This is a genomic window from Aurantiacibacter sp. MUD11 (genome assembly GCF_026967575.1).
Classification (GTDB): Bacteria; Pseudomonadota; Alphaproteobacteria; order Sphingomonadales; family Sphingomonadaceae; genus Alteraurantiacibacter.
Map to the genome: position 1 here is coordinate 641,843 of NZ_CP114054.1, position 21,439 is coordinate 663,281.

At 63.2% G+C, this 21,439-nt stretch carries 19 protein-coding genes; 10 read left to right on the forward strand and 9 right to left on the reverse strand.

The genetic code is table 11. The features are described from left to right. Positions 1-79 precede the first annotated feature (79 nt). The 4 genes from murI (at position 80) to OZN62_RS03140 (ending at position 5,098) form a co-directional block, all read left to right on the forward strand. Complete coding sequence (murI, locus tag OZN62_RS03125) at positions 80-874, forward strand: glutamate racemase (protein WP_269101296.1); 795 nt, start codon at positions 80-82, stop codon at positions 872-874. A 108-nt stretch (positions 875-982) separates the two neighbouring features. Continuing rightward, positions 983-2,203: a 5-aminolevulinate synthase gene (hemA, locus tag OZN62_RS03130; protein WP_269102214.1), complete on the forward strand. Its 1,221-nt coding sequence runs from the start codon at positions 983-985 to the stop codon at positions 2,201-2,203. Between the two features lie 165 nt (positions 2,204-2,368). Then, positions 2,369-4,468: a putative bifunctional diguanylate cyclase/phosphodiesterase gene (locus OZN62_RS03135; RefSeq protein WP_269101297.1), complete on the forward strand. Its 2,100-nt coding sequence runs from the start codon at positions 2,369-2,371 to the stop codon at positions 4,466-4,468. An 87-nt stretch (positions 4,469-4,555) separates the two neighbouring features. Then, positions 4,556-5,098: a hypothetical protein gene (locus OZN62_RS03140; protein ID WP_269101298.1), complete on the forward strand. Its 543-nt coding sequence runs from the start codon at positions 4,556-4,558 to the stop codon at positions 5,096-5,098. Positions 5,099-5,128: 30 nt separating this feature from the next. Here the strand turns inward: OZN62_RS03140 and OZN62_RS03145 are convergent, their stop codons facing one another. The 3 genes from OZN62_RS03145 to OZN62_RS03155 form a co-directional block, all read right to left on the reverse strand. Then, positions 5,129-5,962 carry a DUF5694 domain-containing protein gene (locus tag OZN62_RS03145; protein ID WP_269101299.1) on the reverse strand — a complete coding sequence of 278 codons (834 nt, stop codon included), beginning with the start codon at positions 5,960-5,962 and terminating at the stop codon, positions 5,129-5,131. Between the two features lie 89 nt (positions 5,963-6,051). Beyond that, positions 6,052-7,257: a type III PLP-dependent enzyme gene (locus tag OZN62_RS03150; protein ID WP_269101300.1), complete on the reverse strand. Its 1,206-nt coding sequence runs from the start codon at positions 7,255-7,257 to the stop codon at positions 6,052-6,054. Positions 7,258-7,389: 132 nt separating this feature from the next. After that, entirely contained in the window at positions 7,390-7,941 is a 552-nt protein-coding gene (locus OZN62_RS03155; RefSeq protein WP_269101301.1) for a LemA family protein, read from the reverse strand. An 80-nt stretch (positions 7,942-8,021) separates the two neighbouring features. Here OZN62_RS03155 and OZN62_RS03160 point away from each other — a divergent pair, with 80 nt between their 5' ends. After that, positions 8,022-8,960 carry a DUF3137 domain-containing protein gene (locus tag OZN62_RS03160; protein ID WP_269101302.1) on the forward strand — a complete coding sequence of 313 codons (939 nt, stop codon included), beginning with the start codon at positions 8,022-8,024 and terminating at the stop codon, positions 8,958-8,960. 3 nt (positions 8,961-8,963) lie between these two features. Here the strand turns inward: OZN62_RS03160 and OZN62_RS03165 are convergent, their stop codons facing one another. Further along, positions 8,964-10,019 carry a 1,9-bis(guanidino)-5-aza-nonane synthase gene (locus OZN62_RS03165; protein ID WP_269101303.1) on the reverse strand — a complete coding sequence of 352 codons (1,056 nt, stop codon included), beginning with the start codon at positions 10,017-10,019 and terminating at the stop codon, positions 8,964-8,966. A 123-nt stretch (positions 10,020-10,142) separates the two neighbouring features. Here OZN62_RS03165 and OZN62_RS03170 point away from each other — a divergent pair, with 123 nt between their 5' ends. The 4 genes from OZN62_RS03170 (at position 10,143) to OZN62_RS03185 (ending at position 12,595) form a co-directional block, all read left to right on the forward strand. Continuing rightward, on the forward strand, positions 10,143-11,117 hold the full coding sequence (locus OZN62_RS03170; RefSeq protein WP_269101304.1) for a threonine ammonia-lyase: 975 nt from the start codon (positions 10,143-10,145) through the stop codon (positions 11,115-11,117). A 66-nt stretch (positions 11,118-11,183) separates the two neighbouring features. Continuing rightward, positions 11,184-11,606, forward strand: coding sequence for an MAPEG family protein (locus tag OZN62_RS03175; protein ID WP_269101305.1), 423 nt, complete (start codon positions 11,184-11,186; stop codon positions 11,604-11,606). Between the two features lie 12 nt (positions 11,607-11,618). Next, complete coding sequence (locus tag OZN62_RS03180; RefSeq protein ID WP_269101306.1) at positions 11,619-12,038, forward strand: MAPEG family protein; 420 nt, start codon at positions 11,619-11,621, stop codon at positions 12,036-12,038. 92 nt (positions 12,039-12,130) lie between these two features. Then, positions 12,131-12,595 carry a response regulator transcription factor gene (locus OZN62_RS03185; RefSeq protein ID WP_269101307.1) on the forward strand — a complete coding sequence of 155 codons (465 nt, stop codon included), beginning with the start codon at positions 12,131-12,133 and terminating at the stop codon, positions 12,593-12,595. A 7-nt stretch (positions 12,596-12,602) separates the two neighbouring features. Here OZN62_RS03185 and OZN62_RS03190 read toward each other — a convergent pair whose 3' ends face one another. The 4 genes from OZN62_RS03190 to pobA are packed head-to-tail and all read right to left on the reverse strand — an operon-like array spanning position 12,603 to position 17,756. Next, positions 12,603-14,003, reverse strand: a complete 1,401-nt coding sequence (locus OZN62_RS03190; RefSeq protein WP_269101308.1) for an alpha,alpha-trehalose-phosphate synthase (UDP-forming) — start codon at positions 14,001-14,003, stop codon at positions 12,603-12,605. A gap of 9 nt (positions 14,004-14,012) precedes the next feature. Next, positions 14,013-15,812: a glycoside hydrolase family 15 protein gene (locus OZN62_RS03195; RefSeq protein WP_269101309.1), complete on the reverse strand. Its 1,800-nt coding sequence runs from the start codon at positions 15,810-15,812 to the stop codon at positions 14,013-14,015. Further along, entirely contained in the window at positions 15,809-16,543 is a 735-nt protein-coding gene (gene otsB, locus OZN62_RS03200; protein ID WP_269101310.1) for a trehalose-phosphatase, read from the reverse strand. The genes OZN62_RS03195 and otsB overlap by 4 nt, the downstream gene beginning before the upstream one ends. A 43-nt stretch (positions 16,544-16,586) precedes the next feature. Next, positions 16,587-17,756 carry a 4-hydroxybenzoate 3-monooxygenase gene (pobA, locus tag OZN62_RS03205; protein WP_269101311.1) on the reverse strand — a complete coding sequence of 390 codons (1,170 nt, stop codon included), beginning with the start codon at positions 17,754-17,756 and terminating at the stop codon, positions 16,587-16,589. 113 nt (positions 17,757-17,869) lie between these two features. Between pobA and OZN62_RS03210 the strand changes: the two genes are divergently transcribed. Continuing rightward, positions 17,870-18,757, forward strand: a complete 888-nt coding sequence (locus OZN62_RS03210) for a helix-turn-helix domain-containing protein (protein ID WP_269101313.1) — start codon at positions 17,870-17,872, stop codon at positions 18,755-18,757. A gap of 65 nt (positions 18,758-18,822) precedes the next feature. Here the strand turns inward: OZN62_RS03210 and OZN62_RS03215 are convergent, their stop codons facing one another. After that, positions 18,823-21,255, reverse strand: a complete 2,433-nt coding sequence (locus OZN62_RS03215; RefSeq protein ID WP_269101314.1) for a TonB-dependent receptor — start codon at positions 21,253-21,255, stop codon at positions 18,823-18,825. Positions 21,256-21,439: the final 184 nt, after the last annotated feature.

The window sequence follows — 21,439 nt, forward strand, 5'->3', positions numbered from 1 at the left end:
AAAGTCTTAACCGCTCGCCCGATGCTTGTCGAAGCCCAAACTTGTCGAAACCCGCCGAACGCAGTACCCGCTGCCCCAGATGCAAGCCGAAGCCACCTCTCCCATCCTGCTGTTCGATTCCGGGTTTGGCGGATTAACCGTGCTTTCGGCCCTGCGCGAACGCCTGCCCGATGCGCCCGTCATCTACGTCGCCGACACCGCCGGCCTGCCCTATGGCGAGAAGACCGAGGCGGAGATTGCCGCGCGGGTCGCCGGCCTGCTCGGCCGCCTTGCCGAACGCTATCACCCGCGCCTGATCTGCATCGCCTGCAACACCGCCAGCACGATTGCGCTGGGCATGGTGCGCGACGTGCTGGAAATTCCGATTGTCGGCACCGTGCCGGCGATCAAGCCCGCCGCCGCGCTGACGCAGACCGGCACCATCGGCCTGCTCGGCACCGCCGCCACCATTCGCCAGGCCTATGTCGACAAGCTGGAGGCCGAATTCGCGAAGAAGAAGCGCCTGCTGCGCCATGCCGCTCCGGACCTTGTCGCCGCGGCGGAGGACAAGCTGCGCGGCAAGCCCGTCAGCGTCGATCGCGTGGCCGATGCGGTGCGCGGCATGGTGCTGCAGGCCGGCGGCGACACCATCGACACGGTGGTGCTCGCCTGCACGCACTTCCCCCTGCTGGAAGACGAATTGCGCGCAGCATTGGGCGAGGACATCCGGTTCATCCACGGCGCCGAGGGCATTGCCCGCCGGATCGAGCACCTGACGCAAGGGCAGGAATTCCGGCGCGACAAGCCCGACCTCGCCTTGCTCACCGGACCGGTCGAACCGAACCTGCTCCCCGCCCTCGAACCTTACGGTTTGTTGCGCATGGAGAAGCTTTAGTTGCGAATCCCTCGCAAACTTCGTGCTTCAATACCCCGTCCCGATTGACTAAGTCCCCGTGGAATCGAGCCGCGACGGGGGTCAATGCGGCGTAGTTTGGACGAGCGCGTGAATTACGACCAGATCTTCGACCAGGCCATCGACCGGTTGCACTCGGAAGGGCGCTATCGCGTCTTCATCGATATCCTGCGCAACAAGGGCGCATTCCCCAATGCGCGTTGCTTTGCCGGGCACAACGGGCCGAAGCCGATCACCGTGTGGTGCTCGAACGACTACCTCGCCATGGGCCAGCATCCCAAGGTGATCGAGGCCATGGAAGAGGCGCTGCACGATGTCGGCGCCGGTTCGGGCGGCACGCGCAACATCGGCGGCAACACGCACTACCACATCGAACTGGAGCAGGAACTGGCAGAACTGCACGGCAAGGAAGCCGCGCTGCTGTTCACCAGCGGATATGTCTCCAACGACGCGACGCTGTCCACGCTGGCCAAGTTGCTGCCGGGCTGCATCATCTTCTCGGACGAGCTGAACCACGCCAGCATGATCGCCGGCATTCGCAACTCGGGCTGCGAGAAGCGCGTCTTCCGCCACAACGACCTCGAGCACCTTGAGGAACTGCTGGCTGCCGAAGACGCCGACACGCCAAAGGTCATCGCCTTCGAAAGCGTCTATTCGATGGATGGCGACGTCGCCCCGATCCACGCGATCTGCGACCTGGCGGAGAAGTACAACGCCCTCACCTACATCGACGAGGTCCACGCCGTGGGCATGTACGGCGATCATGGCGGCGGCATTTCCGAACGCGACGAGGCCGCACACCGTATCGACCTGATCGAAGGCACTCTGGGCAAGGCTTTCGGCGTGATGGGCGGCTATGTCGCCTCCAGCAAGAAGGTGATCGACTGCATCCGCAGCTATGCCCCTGGCTTCATCTTCACCACCTCGCTCAGCCCCGTGCTGGTGGCGGGCGTGCTGGCATCGGTGAAGCACTTGAAGGAAAGCAGCGTGGAACGCGACGCGCAGCAGGCCAATGCCGCCATGCTGAAGCAGAAGCTGCGGGACCGAGGCCTGCCGGTGATGGATTCCACCACACACATCGTCCCGCTGATGGTGGGCGATCCGGTTCGCGCCAAGAAGATCAGCGACATCCTGCTCGCCGAATACGGCGTTTACGTGCAGCCGATCAATTTCCCCACCGTGCCGCGCGGGACGGAACGCCTGCGGTTCACCCCCGGCCCCGCCCATACCGAAGTGATGATGGACGAGCTGGCAGAGGCACTGGTGGAAATCTGGGACCGACTGGAACTGGATCTGCAGAAAGCCGCCTGAACTGCCCTTTCGGCAGCTTCGTTAGCTGCAAATAAACCATTATGAGCGATAGCCAGCGCCAGTGGCCGGAAATGTCCGGCACCGGACGCATGGTTGGAGCGAATGGCGGTTAGAGGCCTCTTTAAGATTTCCAGTGGCGCAGCAGGTGATGACAGTCGGCTGCGGATGGAAGTGCTCGACGATTTCGAGAAAGCCGGCATCGGCTGGATCTGGGCCAGCGACAGCGAAGGTCGCCTCTCCTACCTCTCGGAAAAGGCGATCGAAAGCCTTGGCGCGGATGCGGAACGCCTGATCGGTCGTCCGCTGGTCGAGTTGTTCGATATTGACCGCGACAACCCGGACGAAAAGTCCGATCGTCCGCTGAACTTTCTGCTCTCCTCCCGCACCAAGCTCAACGACCTCGTGGTGAAACTTGCCAATGCGAAGGGCGAGTCGGTGTGGTGGTCGCTGACCGGGCATCCCAAGGTCGACGAACAAGGCAACAACATCGGCTATCGCGGCAGCGTGAAGAACGTGACCGTGGAATTCCAGCGCAAGCTGGAGGATTCGCGGCTGGCCGAATTCGATTCCCTGACGGGCCTCGCCAACCGTCACCGGATGAACCGCAAGCTCGACGGCACCCTCGCCGCCTACAAGAGCGCCAAGCGCGCCTGCGCGCTGATGCTGCTCGACCTCGACAAGTTCAAATACGTCAACGACACCATGGGCCACCCCGCCGGCGACGACCTGCTGAAACAGGTTGCGGAGCGCCTGCGGGCGGTCATTGGCGACAAGGGCGAGATCGGTCGCCTCGGCGGCGACGAATTCCAGATCATCCTGCCCGACCTCGACGACCGCGGGGCGCTGGGCGACCTCGCCGACAAGATCATCCAGATGCTGTCCTCGCCTTACCAGGTGGAAGGCAAGCGTGCGATCATCGGCGCGTCGGTCGGCATCTCCATTGCGCCTTACGACGGCCTGGAGCGCGACGAACTGGTGCGCAGCGCCGACCTTGCGCTCTACGCAGCCAAGAACGGCGGACGCGGCATGTACCGCTTCTATTCGGCCGAGTTGAAGGACGTGGAGCAGGAACGCCAGATCATGCTGGATGACCTGCGCGAGGCCTTGCAGGGCGACCAGCTGCAGCTGCACTATCAGCCCGTGGTCCGCACCAGCGATCACATGGTGGTGGGCTTCGAGGCGCTAATGCGATGGGAGCATCCCGACAAGGGCAATATCCCGCCGATGCACTTCATCCCGGTTGCCGAGGATAGCGACCTCATCAATATGCTGGGCGAATGGGCCATCCGGCGGGCTTGCGAGGACGCGCTGCAATGGCCGGACAATGTCCGCGTCGCAGTCAACGTTTCGGCCAAGCAGTTCGCCAACAAGGGCTTCGCCGCCATCGTCACCAATGTGCTGGCGGATACGCAGATCGATCCCGACAGGCTGGAGCTGGAGCTGACCGAAACGGTCTTCATGGGCGACAGCGAAGCGACCGATGCCACCTTCAGCGCGCTGAAGAAGCTGGGCGTGCGGCTGGCGCTGGACGATTTCGGCACCGGCTATTCCTCGCTCAGCTACCTGCGTTCCGCTCCCTTCGACAAGCTGAAGGTGGACAAGAGCTTCGTCGACAGCTGCACGCAGAAGGACCAGAACAGCGCCAAGATCATCTCGGCGATCATCGGTCTCTCCAACGCGCTGGGAATGGACGTGACGGTGGAGGGCGTGGAAGCCTTCGACCAGTTCAACCTCGTGTGCGAGAAGGGCGCCAAGTACATCCAGGGCTGGATCTACTCCAAGGCCCGTCCGCAGGGTGAGATCCTCGAGGAGATCGCCAGCGGCGGCTACAAGATCCAGCCGAACGGCCCGGATACCTATCGCCCCGAACGCCGCAGCGTGTTCCGCCGGATCGGCATCATCCACGAAGATCACCGCTACGACGCCGTGATGCGCGACCTGTCGAAGACCGGTTCGCGGATCGAGGGACTGGTCGGCGTGCCTGAAGGTACCGGGCTGGTGCTTGACCTGGGCGGCGGACAACTGGTGGTCTGCCAAGTGAAGCGCTCCGAAGACGCCACCATCGGTGTCGAATTCGAAACGCCGCTGATCAGCGACGGCGCCGGCGGCCTGTGCACGCGTCACCGCGTCTCGCCATACGCGCTGGCTGCAGCGGGCATGCCCCTCGCCTCCTTGCCGCCCGGCAATTACCCGTCGGCGATGATGGGCGATGGTCCCAAGAGCCAGCCGCAATTCATGCAGGTGACCGTCCAGCGCAATCCCTAGGCCGATTGACCTTGGTCAAAGCGGATTGCGCGCTCCTTTGCTTTATGCCGTAATACTCAAACGGGTAGGTAGAAGGGGAGACGGACTATGCGAACACAGACCATCCTGGTGATGAGCGCCATGTGCTTGGGGCTTGCGTCATGCAACCAGGCGGAAGCTCCGGTAGAGCCGGCCGATGCCGCAAGTGGCGCATCATTGACCGCACTGCCGGTCAGCACCAATGCAGTCATGGTTGGTCTCGTCGACAATTCCGCCGATTACCTCTGGGCAATCGGCAATGGTGACATGCCGCAGGACGAGAAGGATTGGGACCTTGTTCGCAGCGCCACCTACGACATGATCCTGGGCGGCCAGGTGATGAAGGTTCCCGGCACCGGCGAGTTCGACCAGCAATGGACCGCCGAAGCGAACTGGCAGGAAATGTCAGACCAGTTGACCGAGATCGGCCAGGACGCCCTGCCGCTGGCAGAGGCCCAGTCGACCGACGAGGAAGCCTGGCGCGCGATCGGCGATCGCCTGGTCCAGAACTGCCTCGCCTGTCATGAAGCCTTCAAGCCGGAGATCCCGTCCGAAGGCATCCTGCACCGTTCCACCGAGCGGGAATCGCGCGGCATCAGTATTTTTGAATAGGCTGCCACTTGGCGGCACAGGCGACGGGCGTCAGGAACAGCGCCCGTCGTCAGCGGCTTCAAGGTAGGGTCGCGGGTCTATGCTGGCATAACCCGGCGTGTTCCGTACCAGGTGGTCAAGCCAGTACTTGTGCCCTGACCCGACGATGATCAGCACCCTGTCTCCGGGCTCGGCGATCAGGCCGACCTTGGCGAACATCTTGGCATTGCGCATGAACCAATAGGCGTTGAGTTCCGCACCGGGCTGGTCTTCCGCATCCCCGAAGGGAAGCATGCCGTAGTACAATCGCGAATGCCCCTCCTCCAGCCATTGGGGATCGTTGTGGTCCAGCAAGTTGGCCGCGATCGAGCATTCCGCATCGTCAGCGCTCATGCCACCGATCGTGGCTTCCGCCCAACCGAACAGGGCGGTCAGGCGATCCATCATCCCGTGCTGTTCGGCATAGGCCTGCACTTCACCCATGGGAAAATAGTCCGGCTCGCCTTCATCCCCCCGCTCATCGAAGCCGTAAACGTCCGCATGGCCAAGTTGCAGCGCCAGGCGATAGCCGAGCTGGTAATGCTCGTTGCGATCCTCTGCCACGCGTTGCGCAGGATTTTCGCGGAAACTGGGAATGTGCAGGTCTTCGGTATCGGGTTGCGCTTCCAACAGGATGCGGGTTGGCCGCCATTCGGCAAGCGCGTCGGATATTGCCTGCAGCTCCTGCTGGCGCTGCGGAACCAGCACATCGTCCACTTCGATATTGATCACGTCGAGGCCGGGATTGGCGAAATGGTAGACGCCAAGCACCATCACCTCGACAGGCGCATCCTCGCCCGCAGTCTCGTGATGGTCGGCCAACGCCGCGGCCGGCGTAAATGCCACGCACAACGCGGCAAGCGCAGGAAACCTCATGCTCATCCTCCTCCCGTGTATTATCTAACTAATACACGGGAGGAGGATTGCAAGTAATCTCAGCGCAGGTTGACGACGTTGTCGCTGGCGCGCGGATCCGGACGGTCGCCACGATAGAGGCTGGCCATCGGCTCGTCGGTGACGACCGCACCTTCGGTGGCACCGAAGCCGTTGAACGCGGTCTTCATCGCCGCGCCATAGGCACCCAGCATGCCGATCTCGAAGTAGTCGCCGGCCTGGATGTCGGCGGGCAGCATGAAGGGGCCCTTCATGTAATCCGCATCGTCGCAGGTCGGGCCGTAGAACGAGAATTCGGCCAGCGGTTCGCGCAGGTCGTCTTCCAGGGCACGGACCGGGAAGCGCCAGTCGACATGGGCTGCATCGAACAGCGCGCCATAGGCGCCGTCGTTGATGTACAGCTCTTCGCCGCGGCGCTTTTCCACCTTGACGATGATCGACGAATACTCGGCACACAGCGCGCGGCCCGGCTCGGCCCACAATTCGGCCGAATAGGAAATCGGCAGCGCTTCGAAATGCCGGTGGATCTGCGCGAAGTAATCCTCCAGCGCCGGCGGCTCCAGGCCCGGATACTGGCTCGGGAAGCCGCCGCCCACATCGACGATATCGACGGTCACCGCTGCCTCGGCAATCGCCGCGCGGACGCGCTCCAGCGCCTGCACATAGGCAAACGGGGTCATCGCCTGGCTGCCGACATGGAAACAGATACCCAGCGCGTCGCAATGCTGGCGGGTCGCCTGCAGCAGCGGCGCGGCATCGGCCAGGTCGACGCCGAACTTGGCCGCCAGCGACAGCTGCGAATGTTCCGAGGACACGCGCATGCGCACCAGCAGGCTCAGGTCACCGGCGGGAGTACCGTCTTCAGCGGTCGTCGCCTCGACGATCTTCTGCAGCTCTTCCAGCGTATCGAGGCTGAAAGTCCGCACGCCATGCTCGAAATAGGCCTCGCGCACGGCGCGCGCGGTCTTCACCGGGTGCATGAAGCACAGTGTCGCATCGGGCAGCAGAGTGCGCACCAGGCGCACTTCCGCGATCGAGGCGACATCGTAATGGGTAACGCCCGCATCCCACAGGATCTGGATCAGGTCCGGCGAGGGATTTGCCTTCACCGCATACATCGCCTTGCCCGGAAACTTCTCGACAAAGAAGCGGGCGGCACGCGATGCGGCGTGGGGACGCGTGAGAATAACCGGATCGTCCGGCGTCAGGGCGCGGACTACAGCCTTGGCGTCAGGGAACTGGTGCAACTCAAGGGACCTCCGAACGGTAATTCAAGACAAAGCTGCCTTGCGGTTAGGAAGTCCCCTTGGGGCAGCGGAAGCGCGCATATAAGCCGGATTCGCTGAATCGCAAGCGAAAACGGACGGACCGTTCCGTTGTCAGAACTGCACGTCGGGCACCTGGTCGACAAGGCCCTTCTCACTGTCGTCCAGGCGGTGGAAATCGGCGGGCTGAAAGCCGAGCGCGCCGGCAAAAAGCACCGCGGGAAAGGTCTCCCGGCCCGTATTGTAGCGCGAAACGGCTGCGTTCAGCGCACGGCGAGCCGCAGCCAGCTTGTCTTCCACGTCGGCCAGTTCGCGCTGCAACTCCTGGAAGTTGGCGCTCGCCTTCAGGTCGGGATAGGCTTCTCCCAGCGCCAGCAACCGATCGAGCGCCACGCGCAGCTTTGCCTCGTCCTGCGAATTGATCGCCCCCTGCGAGGCGGTGTTGCGCGCCTGGATGACCTGCTCCAGCGTATCCTGCTCGTGCCCCGCATAGCCTTTCACGGTGTTCACCAGGTTCGGGATCAGGTCATGCCGCTGGCGCAGTTGCGCATCGATGTCGGCCACGCCCTGGTTGACGTTCTGCCGCAGCGCGACGAGCCGGTTGTAGATGCCCACCACGAACAGCAGCAGCACCACGATGACGACAATAACAACAAGCAGTTCCATGACTGTGACCTTACCCTACCCCTGTTAAGTAATTGTGTGCCATTAAAGCTTCTGTCCGAAAAGGGGTGACGGGGAACAGGATGATCGAGCGGCCGAATGTCGATGCACTGATGGCAGGCGAACTTGGCCGGTTCCTGCAAGGCCAGGTGCAGGTGCGCGAAGCTGCCAAGGCCAAGACTAACAAGCGCTACTTCGTCTCCGCGCTGGTGCTGTTGCCGCTGCTGTCGTTCCTATGGTTCACACCGCTCGGCGATTTCCGCCTGTTCCTGACCGTGGCCGCCGGCATGGGCGCACTGTGGTGGAGCCGCATCCCGGCGATGCGGGCAAAGAAGGAAACCAAGTCCGGCATCAATGCCGCCATCGCCGAGGCACTGGGCCTGGAATACGCGCATGATTGCGACGGGAGCCATGGCTTCGAACGGGCGAAGTCCCACAAGATGTTTCCCAATCACCAGCGCTCGAATTTCGAGGACCTGTGGTCTGGCGAAATCACCGGCCTGCCCTTCACCCTGCACGAAGCCCACCTGCAGGAGCGGCGCGGCAGCGGGAAGAACCGGCGCTGGGTCACCGTGTTTCGCGGTCCCGTGATCACCATCGGCTTCAAGCGCACCTTCCACGCGACAACGCTGCTGGAACGGTCAGGCAGGCACCGCAAGTTCCTGTTCTTCGGAGAAGCCGACCAGATCACGCTGGATGGCGTGGTGCTGGACAAGGCGGACATGGTGCACCCCGATTTCGAGGACACCTTTACCGTCTTCACATCGGACCAGACCGAGGCGCGCTACCTCGTCCACCCGGTCTATATCGAACGGCTGATCGCGCTGGAGCAGGCCTTTCAGGGCCAGGGCATCAAGACGCTGTTCAAGGACCGCGAACTGACGATCGTCCTGACGACCGAGAACATGTTCGAATCCGGCTCGCTCAACCACCAGCGCGACCGCGAGATGGTGGAAATGAGCGTCGCCCAGTTCATGGCCATGGCCGAACTGTGCGCCGCCCTGAACGAGCCGGAACGATAGGTCCTACTTGTCGAAGATCTTGGCCCAGCGACGCTTCTCGCGGGTCTTCCAGTGTTCGCGGTGGTAGGCGTCAGACGCCAGCAGCGGCATGACCGAGCCGGCTTCCGCGAACACCATCTGTTCGATGGCGGTCGAGACCTTGCCCCAGCTGGCCGCTTCCTGCAGCGTCGAGGACGAACAGGCACCGTCGCGCACGTCGGCAACGGTGATCTGCACGGCGTATTTGTGCACGGCGACGTCTTCGTGGCCGAGGATCTCGGCGCAGACGACGGTATCCTGGATGAAGTTCTTCGGCACGCCGCCGCCGACCATCAGCAGGCCGCTTTCGCCGGCCTTCATCTTGATGTCGGTCAGTTCGCGGAAGTCCGCCACGGCGTCGATCATCAGGTAGGGCTCGCCCTTGGCCATCTGGTCGACCTGGTGCTTCACCAGGCCGAAACCGGCCGAGCTGTCGACGAAGGCCGGGCAGAAAATCGGCACGTCATGCTCGTAGGCGAGCTTGACGAGGCTGTTTTCCTTCTTGCCGTGTTCGACGAGATATTTGCCCATCTCGCGGATGAAGGCGCGGCTGGAGTACGGCCCTGGCGGCAGCGAGTTGGCGATCTTGTTGATCGTGAAGTCGCAATCCTGCAGCTGCTCTTCGTCGATGTAGGTGTCGTAGATGCGGTCGATGTAGAGCGAGCGCAGCGTATCGTCGTCCGGCACTTCCAGCGCCTGGTAGTGCTTGTGGCCAAGCCCCTCAAAGAAATCCATGTCGACGATGGTGGCACCGGTAGCCACGACGCAGTCGACCATGTTGTTTTGGACGAGTTCCGCATAGAGGTCCATGCAGCCGCCCGCGCTGGTCGAACCGGCGATGACGAGGAAGATCGTGCAGTCCTTGTCGGCCAGCATCTGGTTGTAGATGCCGGTTGCGTTCGCAAGATCGCGGCTCGTGAAGCTCATCTTGCGCATGGAATCAATGATCGGGCGCGCGTCGAAACTGGTAATGTCGATATGTTCGACCTGGGTGCTCAGCAGTTCTGCCTTGCGCGTGTCATTGATCTTGCTGTCGCTCATTCTTTCAAATTCTCCTGGTCCCTATGCCTTGCAAACGGGTCCTGTCACTGGACGTTCCCCTGCATAGGGGCGCGCGCCATTAGGTGCTAGTCATCCCTTCGTAAAGCGGTATTAGACGCGCGCATGGGGGATTCGCCAAACTTGAGAACGCCGACACGAGATGGCGTGCTGGAAGCAGCGCGCAAGATGGCGGAGATTTTGCCGCCTACACCATTGATTCCATTCGAAATCGACGGACAGAAGGTCTGGGCCAAGGCGGAGTGCCTGCAGCCCATCGGCGCCTTCAAGATTCGCGGTGGCTGGCACCGGCTGAGCGACCTGAGCGATGCAGAAAAGACCAAGGGCGTGGTCGCGGTTTCCAGCGGGAATCATGCCCAAGGCGTGGCATGGGCTGCGAAACGGCTCGGCATCCCCGCGACCATTGTCATGCCGCAGGACGCACCGCCGATTAAGCTCGACCGCACGAGAGAGCTTGGCGCGGAGGTCGTCACTTACGACCGCATGACCGAGAACCGCGAGGCAATCGCGCAGGGGCTCGCACAGGAAAAGGGCGCGGTCTACGTTCATGCTTTCGGCGACCCATGGGTGATCGAAGGCCAGGGCAGCGCGGGTATCGAAATCCTGGCGCAACTGGAAGAACAGGGCGCGCCTGCCCCGACGCGCATCCTTGCCTGTTGCGGCGGCGGCGGGCTGACCGGCGGCCTCGCCCTCGCCTGCCCGGAAGCGGAGGTGGTCCCGGTGGAACCCGAAGGCTGGGACGACATCTGCCGCTCCATCGAGACGGGCGAAATCCAGTCGGTGGGCGAGAACCCTCCCCCAACCGCCTGCGATGCCTTGCAGACCTTCGCCACCAGCCCGCTGAACTTCGCCATCCTCAAGGAACGTTGCCCCTACGGCCTGCGCGTGACCGAGGCCGAAGTGCGTGAGGCACAGCGGTTCGCCTTCGCCAACCTGAGGTTGGTGCTGGAGCCGGGCGGCGCGGTCGCGCTGGCTGCGGCCCTGACCGGCAAGGCCAAGCTGGACGGCACGACCGTGATCATGCTGTCCGGCGGCAATGTCGACCCACGGCAGTTCTGCCAGACGGTATGGCAGGCGTAATCCGTTTCAATTGACAATCTAATTGCCGCGGCGCAGTCTCCCGCCGGACTCGGAGGGGAGACAATCATGAATTTCGAACTGCTCGCACCCGCAGCGGCACTGGCCGTGTGGTCGATGATCATGCTCATCTGGATGGCGGCACTGCGCCTGCCGGCCCTCGCCAAGCTGGAGATGCCGGCGGAGAAGTCCCGCGGCGGGCGCGGTTCGGACCTCGATGGCGTGCTGCCCGGTCCGATCCAGTGGAAAGCGCACAACTACAACCACCTGATGGAACAGCCGACCGTCTTCTATGCGGTGGTGATCATCCTGTTCCTTGCCGGCGGGACGCAGACCGATCTCTACCTCGCCTGGGCCTATGTCGGCATCCGCGTGGTGCACTCGCTGTGGCAGTCGGTGGTCAATACCATCCCCATTCGCCTGACGCTGTTCACGATCTCCAGCATCGTCCTGGCGGCGCTCGCCGTTCGCGCGCTGCTCGCTACGATTTGACGGGCTAGCGACATGACGATCCTGCAACCCGTCGTGGCGCTGGCCGCGTGGACCATGGTGATGTGGCTGTGGATGTATGCAACGCGCCTGCCTGCCATGGCCACCGCCAAGGTCGATCCCGACAGCCTGGCCAACACGCCCGGCGCCTCGCTGGACCAGATGCTGCCGGTGCAGGTGCAGTGGAAGGCGAAGAACTACAACCACCTGCACGAGGCTCCGACGGTATTCTACGCCGTCTGCCTGGTGCTGGCGGTGGTCGAGGCCGGCAATGGCCTCGCTACCACGCTGGCCTGGGTCTACGTCGCCCTGCGGGTAGTCCATTCGCTGGTGCAGGCGATCATCAACAAGGTGCCTCTGCGGTTCCTGATCTTCGCCGCGTCCTCGCTGGTGCTGATCGCGCTGATCGTGCTCGCCGCCATGGCCGTGTTCTGACCTAGGGGCTTTTGCGCAGCCTGCGCTTCACTTGAGTTGATGAGCCTGTCCCCTAGCGAGGGGGTGACGCAGATTAACCACGGGAACGCAGCATGGCCCACATCCTGGTTGTCGATGACGATGACATTCTTGCAGCGAACGCCGCCCGCATCCTGATCGGCGCCGGGCACGTCTGTGGCTGGGTGTGCGACGCCAAGGAAGCCGTGGCCACCATTACTAAAAGCCGGCCGGACCTTGTCCTGCTGGATCAGAACATGCCGGGCGAGAACGGCTCCACTCTTCTACGCCGCTTGCGCAATTCACCGCGTTACTATGATCTTCCGATTGCCATGCTGACCGGCGTTACCGGGCTGAAGGAGGAACAGGTAGCCTATTACAACGGCGCGCAGGACTACATCCGCAAGCCGTTCAGCGAGAAGATGCTGGTGTTTCGGGTGAACCAAGTTCTGAAAACGCAGGAAGGCCGTCCGCGCCACCAGCCGCTGGAGGACCTGGAGCGCCGCCGCACTGCCCAGGCGAAGTCGTCACCGCGTCGCTTCGGCCTGAGGCTGGTCTAGCCCCGGCTCAACTGCCGACTTCGCCGAGGTCGGAGATGAAATTCACGGTCCAGCGCTGCACGTTTTCCTCGCGCACTGTGACGATCATGTTCTCGTAGCGCCGCCTTCGCTCTTCCAGCGGCATGTCGAGCGCCAGGCGGATGTGATGCGCGAGATCGTCCGCGCTGTGCGGATTGATCATCAGCGCGCCCTCCCCATCACAATCCAGCTGCTGTGCGGCACCGGCAAAGCGCGACAGGATCAAGACGCCGGGATCGTCCGGGTCCTGCGCCGCGACATATTCCTTGGCCACCAGATTCATCCCGTCGCGCAGCGGGGTGACGAGGCCGATCTTGGCGGCGCGGTAGAAGCCGAACAGCTCCTCCTGGCTGTAGCCCCTGTTGACGTACCGGATCGGCACGAGGTCGACTTCCGAACGTGCGCCGTTGATCTGGCCCGCCTTCTGTTCGAGCGTGGCGCGGATCTGCTGGTAGCTGCCGATATCCTCGCGACTGGGCGGCGCGATCTGGATGAAGACGAGGTCGCGCACCCGATCGGGATAGCGGTCGAAGAAACGCGCGATCCCGTCGAGCCGTTCGGGCAGGCCCTTCGAATAGTCCAGCCGGTCGACCCCGATCATCGCGGTACGATGACGAGTGGAAGACATCAGCCGCTGCTGCGCCTGGCGCGCCTCGCCGGTGTCCCCCTTGCCGGTGAAAAAGTCGTAGTCGATGCCGATGGGATAGGCGCGCGCCACCGTCTTGCGGCCGTCCAGTTCCACGGTGCCGCTGTCGCGATCCACCTCGGCGCCGAGTTCCTTTTCGCAATAGTGCAGGAAGCTCTCCAGCCAGGTGTCGTTCTGGAAGCCGATCAGGTCGTAATGCAGCAGCGCCTGCACCAGCCGCTCGTGGTAGGGCAACGAGACGAACAGATTGGTCGGCGGCCAGGGGATGTGCAGGAAGAAGCCGAGCTTGTTCTTCACCCCCATGCTGCGCAACCGCTCGCCCAAGGGCATGAAATGATAGTCATGCACCCAGACATGATCGTCCTTGTCGATCAGCGGCAGGACGCTCTGGGCGAAGCGCTCGTTCACCCGCTCGTAGCCCTTGCCGAACTCGCGCTCGTACTTCGTCAGGTCGATGCGGTAGTGAAACAGCGGCCACAGCGTGGAATTGGCGTAGCCGTTGTAATACTCTTCGATATCCTGGTGTTCGAGGTCGATCGTCGCCGTGGTAACACCGTCGGCGGAGCGCACGTAATTAATCGAGCCGGTAAACTCGTCGGTCTCCTGCCCGCTCCAGCCGAACCAGATACCGCCGTTGGCCTTCAAGGCGGAGTTGAGCGCTCCCGCCAGTCCCCCTTGTGCACCGGCGACCCCGCGTGCCTTGGGAACGGCAACGCGGTTCGAGATGACAACAAGTCGGGCCAATTCAGCCTCCTAACGTACGGTGTTCCAGCTCTTCGAGAGTAGTCCGGCGCAATTGATTATACCGACCAGCGAGTAGGTTTGGGGGAAATTCCCCCACAGTTCTCCGGTCTCGAAATCCATGTCTTCGGACAGTAGGCCGGAGCCGGTGCGATGGTCCAGCATGGTGCAGAAAAGCTGCCGCGCCTCCTCCTTGCGGCCCATCAGCGCCAGCGCCTCGATCAGCCAGAAGGTGCAGATGTTGAAAGCCGTCTCAGGGGCACCGAAGTCGTCCTCAGCCGCATAGCGCAGCATGTGTTCGCCACGACGCAGGTCGCGTTCGATCATGTCGAAGGTCTGCAGGAAACGCTGGTCGTCCGGCTCGATGAAACGCAGTTCCAGCAGCTGCAGCAGGCTGGCGTCGAGGTAATCGCTTTCGAAGCTGGCGCCGAAGTGGCCTTCCTTGCCCTCCCCTTTCCAGGCCTTCTCGTCGATGGTCCTGGCAATGGCGTCGGCCCGCTCGCGCCAGAAAGTCGCGCGATCGTCCTTGCCGAGATAGGCAGCGGCGTTGGCCAGCCGGTCGCAGGCCGCCCAGCTCATCACGGCGGAATAGGTGTGCACCTCCTGCCGCGTGCGGAATTCCCACAGGCCGGCATCGGGCTGATCGTGCATCTTCCACGCCATCTCGCCAACCTGTTCCAGGCTTTCGAAGTCGCGATCGTCGGCCATGCGCAGCAGCCGCTTGTCGAGGAAGCCCTGCACGGTCGGCAACACGATCTGGCCATAGGCGTCGTGCTGCACCTGTTTGTAGGCGGCATTGCCCACGCGCACCGGCCCCATGCCGCGATAGCCTTCCAGCCAGCTGGCCGTCGTCTCGTTCAGCTCGGCAACGCCCATGACCGAATAGAGCGGCTGGATCTGTCCGCCCTTGGCGTCATCGACGATGTTGCGCAGGTAGCCGAGATACTTCTCCAGCACGTCCAGCGCGCCCAGCCGGTTGAGCGCCTGCACGGTGTAGTAGGAATCGCGGATCCAGCAGTAGCGATAGTCCCAGTTGCGCTCCGAATGCGGGGCTTCGGGGATGGAAGTCGTCAGCGCGGCGACGATGGCCCCGGTTTCCTCGTGCTGGCACAGTTTCAGCGTGATCGCCGCGCGGATCACCTCCTGCTGCCATTCGAACGGCGTCGCCAGGCTGCGCGCCCAGAGTTGCCAGTACTTGCGCGTCGACTGTTCCATCCGCCGCACCTGTTCGCGCAGGTTGCCGACGAAGGGTTCGTCCGGGCCGAGGAAGAAGTGCGTGTCCTCCTCAATGCGGAAGGTGCGCTGCTCGAGGATGTAGCCGACCGGCGCATCGGTGGAGAGGCGCAGCGCCTGCCCGGTGGTTAGGTAGCGGACGTGGTTGGTGCCGTTAGTCGTCTCGGCAACCTCGGCACCGTGGTTCTTCATCGGCTTGAGCACGACCTTGATGCGCGGATTGCCGGCGATGGGTCGCACGATGCGCGCATAGGCCACGGGGCGATACATACGGCCGGAGCGTTCGAAGCGCGGGCAGAAGTCCAGCACCTCCACCGCGCTGCCGTCGCCGGCCTCCAGTCGGGTCAGCAGGATCGGCGTGTTGCGGATGTATTCCTGATGCGCGCTGACCTGCCCTTCCAGCTCGAAGCGCCAGACGCCGACATCCTGCGCATCGCCGTTCAGCAGTGCGCAAAAGGTCGGGTCGCCGTCGACCCGGGGAACGCACCCCCAGACGATGCCGCCGCGGGTGTCGATAAGGCCGGAAACCTGGCAGTTGCCAATCGGCCAGAGCTCTAGATCGCTGGTGTGCCCTGTCACAATCCCAACCAATGGTGCACTGCAGCAGGACTGGCAAGGGCGTATTTTGCCTCGGCGCTCTCTCGCTCCCCTACAGAGATGCCAAAACCGCCGTATTCCTGCGCCGCTACCATGCCGTCTTCATCCGTAACGTCGTCGCCTATGAAAACAGGCCGCGCACCGGTAAAAGGTTCCTCGGCCATGATCCGGTGGACGGCCGCTCCCTTGTTGGCGCCGGGCGCCACCAGTTCGACCACGCACTTGCCGCGCTTCAGGTCCAGCCCGTGCTCGTCCGCCTTGCGCCGGGCGAATTCCAGCACTTCGTCTTCCAGCGAGGGATCGCTCCGGTAATGCAAGGCAGCGCCGTGCGGCTTGTCTTCCTGCGTCAGCCCTTTTTCCGCGACGAAGACCTGCACCTCTTCCAGCAGCGGCGCCGACATGCCCGCGGGCTCCTCACCGATGCTGGACCCGTCGGCAGCCCGGCAATCGACCCCGTGCGATCCTGCCGCAACCAGCCGGAACCCGCCGAGGTGCCTCTGGAGATCGACAAGCGCGCGCCCACTGATCAGCGCCAGGCGCCCGCCCAGCCGATCGCTAAGCTCGGTCAGTCGCTGCGACAGGTTGTCTGGTACGGCAATACCGTCAGGCGTCGGGGCAATGTCGACCAGCGTCCCGTCGAAATCGAGGAACAGCGCTATCGGTCCATCCCCGGAGAGCGCATCGAGCGCGGGCGGATTGGGCTTCGCGGACATCTCCGCCCGCTCTAACGGGCACAGGTCCGAGGTCAACATCAGCCTAGACGGGCAAGCCGACGTAATTCTCGGCAATGCTCGTCTGCGCGGCGCGGCTGTTGGCGATGTAATCCAGTTCCGCCACCTGCATGGCACGCTCGAAATCTCCGCCGCCGGGGAAGCGGTGCATGAGGTTGGTCAGCGACCAGCTGAACCGCTCGGACTTCCACACGCGGGACAGCGCCTTGTCCGAATAGCCGCTGATCGCGTCGTTATCCGAAGCCTTGAAGAAACGCGTCAGCGCCTCGGCCGCGTAGTGCACGTCGCTGGCGGCGAGGTTCAGGCCCTTCGCCCCGGTCGGGGGCACGATATGGGCGCTGTCGCCGCACAGCATCAGCGAGCCATGGCGCATCGGCGCAAAGACGAACGAGCGCAGCGGGGCGATGCTCTTTTCGATGCTTGGCCCGCGGGTGATGTTGGCAGCTGCATCCGGCCCGAGCCGGATCGCCAGTTCGTCCCAGATTCGCTCGTCGCTCCAGTCATCCGCCTTATCGGTCAACGGCACATCGACGTAGTAGCGGCTGCGCGTTTCGCTGCGCATGCTCGCCAGGGCGAAGCCGCGCTCGTGGTTGGCGTAGATCAGTTCGTGATTGCATGGCGGCACGTCAGCCAGGATGCCGAGCCAGCCAAACGGATATTCGAGCATGTACTCCTTGCCCACGCTGGCCGGGATGGCGCGGCGGCTGGGTCCATGGAAACCGTCGCAACCCACGATGATCCGGCAATCGATCCGCTGCTGCTGACCGCCCTTGTCGAACGTGACGTAGGGCGCATCGCTCTCGATATCGTGCAGCGCCGTGTCCTCGACTTCGTAGATCGTTTCGAGACCGCGCTCTTCGCAGGCATCCATCAGGTCACGCGTGACTTCGGTCTGACCGTAGACGTAGACCTGCTGCCCGGTGAGGCCGGCAATATCGATGCGGATCAGCCGCTCGCCATCGGCAAGATTGAAACCGTCGTGCACCAGCCCTTCGGCCTTGAGGCGTCGGTCCAGCCCGATACGCTCCATCAGGTCGACCGTGATGTTTTCCAGCACGCCGGCCCGGATGCGGCTGAGCACATAGTCGGGCGAGCGGCGCTCGATCACCACGCAGTCCACGCCCTCTGCCTTGAGCAGGTGGCCAAGCAGCAGCCCGGCCGGCCCCGCACCGATGATGCAGACGTCGGTCTTCATTCCAATCCCCTGTTCGTTTCTGCATTCGCTCCTAGGGCTGCCGCTCGCCCGGCCGAATGGCAATCCCAACGAACAACTTGGCTTTATCATCGGAACGGGGCAAAGAACCGGGAATGAAGGAGGACCCGCTACCCCACTATTTCCTCTATGGAGAGGCGAGCCAGGAAGCCGACCCCGACTTCATCCATATCGAGGATCTGGCCACCCGTTCCCGGCCGAGCGGATGGTCCATCGCACCGCATAAACACCTTGATCTCAATCACATGATCCTGATCAACGAGGGTGGTGGCGTAATCCAATATGAATCTGATTTCATTGAATTTATAGCGCCCAAACTGCTGATCGTTCCGGCCCGTGCCGTGCACGGGTTCGAATGGCATGCCGAATCCGCCGGCCTGGTGCTGACGCTCGCCGACATCCAGTTGCGGCAGATTTGCAGCCTGCATCCGGAGTTCGAGACGCTCTTCGCAGAATCGCGTTGCCTCGATCTCGATGCCGAGGAATGCACCGCCATCGAACATGCGATGGAGATCGCGCGGCGGGAGAATTCCTGGATCGCACTTGGACAATCCGCAGCCATGAATGCCGCGCTGATGCTGGTCATGGTCTATGCTGCGCGACGGGCGGAGCACAGCAAGAACGGAGCCGCGGGCACCACCAGGCAAGCGCAATTGATGGCCCGCTTCCGGCAGTTGCTGGAACAACGCTATCGCTTGCGTGAGCCGGTCATCACCTATGCCCGGGAATTGGCGGTGAGCGAAACATCACTGCGCGAAGCCTGCGCCGCCTATGGCCAGTCGCCGACCGAGATGCGCGACCAGCGCGCCATCCTGGAGGCGCAACGCCTGCTGGCTTTCTCCAACATGAGCGTGGGGGAGATCGGCGAGTTCATCGGCCTTCCCGACCCCGCCTATTTCTCGCGCTTCTTCAGCCGCAAGTGCGGCCTGTCACCGGCGCAATGGCGCCGTGACGTACAGGCGAAGAAGCAGCTCGAAGCCTGATTCCCTGCCGCCAAAGAAAAGGGGCGCCCCGAAGGACGCCCCCGATCTTGTTCTGACGCAATCGATCAGAATTCGTAGCCGACCGTGATGCCGTACTGACGAGGCGGCAGGTAGGTGCCGGTGATCGTGCGGCTGGTCGACACGGCGAAGGCGCCCGACACCACGAATTCATCGGTCAGGTTACGCACCCAGAGGTTCACGCTCAGGTCCCGGTTCGGGAAGGTGTACTTCAGGTTGGCGTCGACGATGCTGTAGTCGTCGGCCGCCATGCGCGGGTCGTTGAACTCGGTGTAGAACTGGTCACCGGTGTAGCTGTAGGAAGCCGAGGCGGTGATGTTGCCACCGTTCGACAGGTCCTTGTCGTAGGTCGCCCGCAGGCCGAAGGAAGCTTCCGGCGTGTTACGCGGACGATTGCCCGAAAGGTTGATCGTGCGCGGCGTGAAACCGGCAAGACCCTCCAGCGCGCCGAGCGGATCCAGCGGGTTGTCGGTGATGAAGTCCTGGAACTCGATGTCGTAGAGGCTGCCGTTGAACGCGAGCGAGAACTCGTCGGTCAGGTAGGCCGTACCTTCGATTTCGATACCCATGCCTTCGGTCGTGGCAGCGTTCTCAACGCTGGTGACGAAGCGCGGGCCGCTCGAGATCAGGCGGGTACGGTCGAACTGCGCACCGTCCACTTCGTAGTAGAAGGCGGCGATCGACAGGTCGAGCGCACCGTCGAGGTAGGTGCCCTTCAGGCCGGCTTCCCAGTTCTCGATGGTTTCCGGGTTGGTGATGAACGGCGAACCGTCCACCAGAGCAGCCGAGCCCGATTTGAAGCCTTCCGAGTAGGTCGCGTAGAGCAGCGTCTCTCCGACATCGAGCTCAAGCCCGATTTCTGGCGTGAAGTCGGAGAAGCTGCGGCTGTCCGCACCGGTCGCCAGCTGCAGGCCGGGGCCGGCACCGGGCAGGAAGGTATCGACCTGGATGTCGCGGCTTTCGTCCGAGTATCGGGCGCCTGCCTTGATGCGGAAGGTGTCGGTCACGTCGAAGGTGAAGTTGGCGAACAGCGCCCAGGCCTCGACGTCCATGGCACCCGGGATCATCACACGGGCATCGGGGAACAGCTGCGCAATGTCCGGACGGGCGGCCGGAGCCGGACCGGGGTTGGTCTGGGCAATGAACGGATCGAGGATGTCACGACGGTTGTAGGCCGACTGCGGATTGGTGCCGATCGGCACGATCGCGCTGACGTCGTCGGTGAAGTAGAACGCACCGATCAGGCCGCGCAGGCGACTGGTGTCGACCACGAACTGCAGTTCCTGCGAGAACTGCTCGTTCTCCACCTGCTGCACCTGCACGGTGGACGGCAGGGCATTGTCGATGCCGTTACGGACGTTCGAGATGTCGAAGTCCTGCAGCAGGAAGCTCTCGCCTTCGCGGAAGTTGGTGATCGAGCGGAAGACGAAGTCGGCACCCAGTTCGGCTTCGAACAGGTTGGTGACGCTGGTCGTCTCGAGCCGGCCGATCGGCGGCAGGTCGCCACCGACGTCGCGCGAGTTCAGCAGGGCATCGGGGCCCGCCAGCGTGACGAGGTTGGGGATCTGCGCCAGCAGTCCATTGCGATAGTCGGTGTCGCTGACACCCGGCTGGTTGGAACTGAGCGTGGCGATCTGCGCCGGCAGGCCGTCGATCACGGTCTGCGGGAAGCTGGCGCCGAGGAACTTCACCGCGCGCGAACGCTCGTTCTCGCGGAAGTATTCCACGATCACGCGGTTCGTGACTGCCGGCGAAATATCGAAGTTGAGCTGGCCACGGATGCCGATCTTGTTGGCATCGTCGACGTCTTCTCCGGTCAGCGTGTGCGTGCCGAAGCCGTCGCGGTTCTGGTGACGGAAGGCGATACGCGCCTGGATACCGTCAGTCAGCGGACCGGAGACCGCGCCTTCGGCCAGGATGCCGAAATCGTCGCCGCTCACCGTAAGGCGGGTGTAGCCTTCGAAGTAGTCGGTCGGCGCGGCCGTGACGAGGTTGATCGAACCGCCCGTGGCGTTGCGGCCATAGAGCGTGCCCTGCGGACCGCGCAGGACTTCAACCCGCTCAAGGTCGTACAGCGAAGCGAACTGCTGGGTCGGCTGGGCGACAACCGCGCCATCGACGTGCAGCGCCACCGACGGATCGAGACCCGGCAGCGAGGAGTTGAGGCCGATGCCGCGGATGTAGAGCTTGGCAAAGGCGAAGTCGTTACCGACCGTCAGCGACGGGACGGCGACCTGCAGGTCTTCCAGCGTGTTGATCTGGTTGTCCGCCAGGGTCTCGCCTTCGAAGGCGCTGATAGCCAGCGACACGTCCTGCAGGTCCTGCTCACGCTTGGTGGCGGTCACGACGATACGGTTATCGTCGGCAACCTCTTCCACGGCGTCCTGTGCGAATGCGACCGAAGGCACCGACGCGAGCGTGGCGATGACGGATGCGCTCGCCAGCAGGCGGAGCGCGGTTGCGCTGTGCGATTTGCTCATTCTGAAACTTCTCCCTTTGAGGGCGCCCCGTTGCCCGACGTCTGGCGACAAGGGAACACAGCCCTTGGTCTGGCCAACCATCGAGGTCTGGATCGCGACCGAATGGCGACGCGACACCCATAGGGAGTTGGACTTTTCGCGGACAGGCGAAGGCCTCAGCCAGCACGGCTGCCGGTCAAACCTG

What these genes read in the sequence shown, in the direction of transcription:
- murI (WP_269101296.1), top strand. Translation starts at nt 80, where the DNA reads ATGCAAGCCGAAGCCACCTCTCCCATCCTGCTGTTCGATTCCGGGTTT.
- OZN62_RS03135 (WP_269101297.1), top strand. Translation starts at nt 2,369, where the DNA reads ATGGAAGTGCTCGACGATTTCGAGAAAGCCGGCATCGGCTGGATCTGG.
- OZN62_RS03140 (WP_269101298.1), top strand. Translation starts at nt 4,556, where the DNA reads ATGCGAACACAGACCATCCTGGTGATGAGCGCCATGTGCTTGGGGCTT.
- OZN62_RS03155 (WP_269101301.1), bottom strand. Translation starts at nt 7,941, where the DNA reads ATGGAACTGCTTGTTGTTATTGTCGTCATCGTGGTGCTGCTGCTGTTC.
- OZN62_RS03160 (WP_269101302.1), top strand. Translation starts at nt 8,022, where the DNA reads ATGATCGAGCGGCCGAATGTCGATGCACTGATGGCAGGCGAACTTGGC.
- OZN62_RS03165 (WP_269101303.1), bottom strand. Translation starts at nt 10,019, where the DNA reads ATGAGCGACAGCAAGATCAATGACACGCGCAAGGCAGAACTGCTGAGC.
- OZN62_RS03170 (WP_269101304.1), top strand. Translation starts at nt 10,143, where the DNA reads ATGGGGGATTCGCCAAACTTGAGAACGCCGACACGAGATGGCGTGCTG.
- OZN62_RS03175 (WP_269101305.1), top strand. Translation starts at nt 11,184, where the DNA reads ATGAATTTCGAACTGCTCGCACCCGCAGCGGCACTGGCCGTGTGGTCG.
- OZN62_RS03180 (WP_269101306.1), top strand. Translation starts at nt 11,619, where the DNA reads ATGACGATCCTGCAACCCGTCGTGGCGCTGGCCGCGTGGACCATGGTG.
- OZN62_RS03185 (WP_269101307.1), top strand. Translation starts at nt 12,131, where the DNA reads ATGGCCCACATCCTGGTTGTCGATGACGATGACATTCTTGCAGCGAAC.
- otsB (WP_269101310.1), bottom strand. Translation starts at nt 16,543, where the DNA reads ATGTCCGCGAAGCCCAATCCGCCCGCGCTCGATGCGCTCTCCGGGGAT.
- pobA (WP_269101311.1), bottom strand. Translation starts at nt 17,756, where the DNA reads ATGAAGACCGACGTCTGCATCATCGGTGCGGGGCCGGCCGGGCTGCTG.
- OZN62_RS03210 (WP_269101313.1), top strand. Translation starts at nt 17,870, where the DNA reads ATGAAGGAGGACCCGCTACCCCACTATTTCCTCTATGGAGAGGCGAGC.
- OZN62_RS03215 (WP_269101314.1), bottom strand. Translation starts at nt 21,255, where the DNA reads ATGAGCAAATCGCACAGCGCAACCGCGCTCCGCCTGCTGGCGAGCGCA.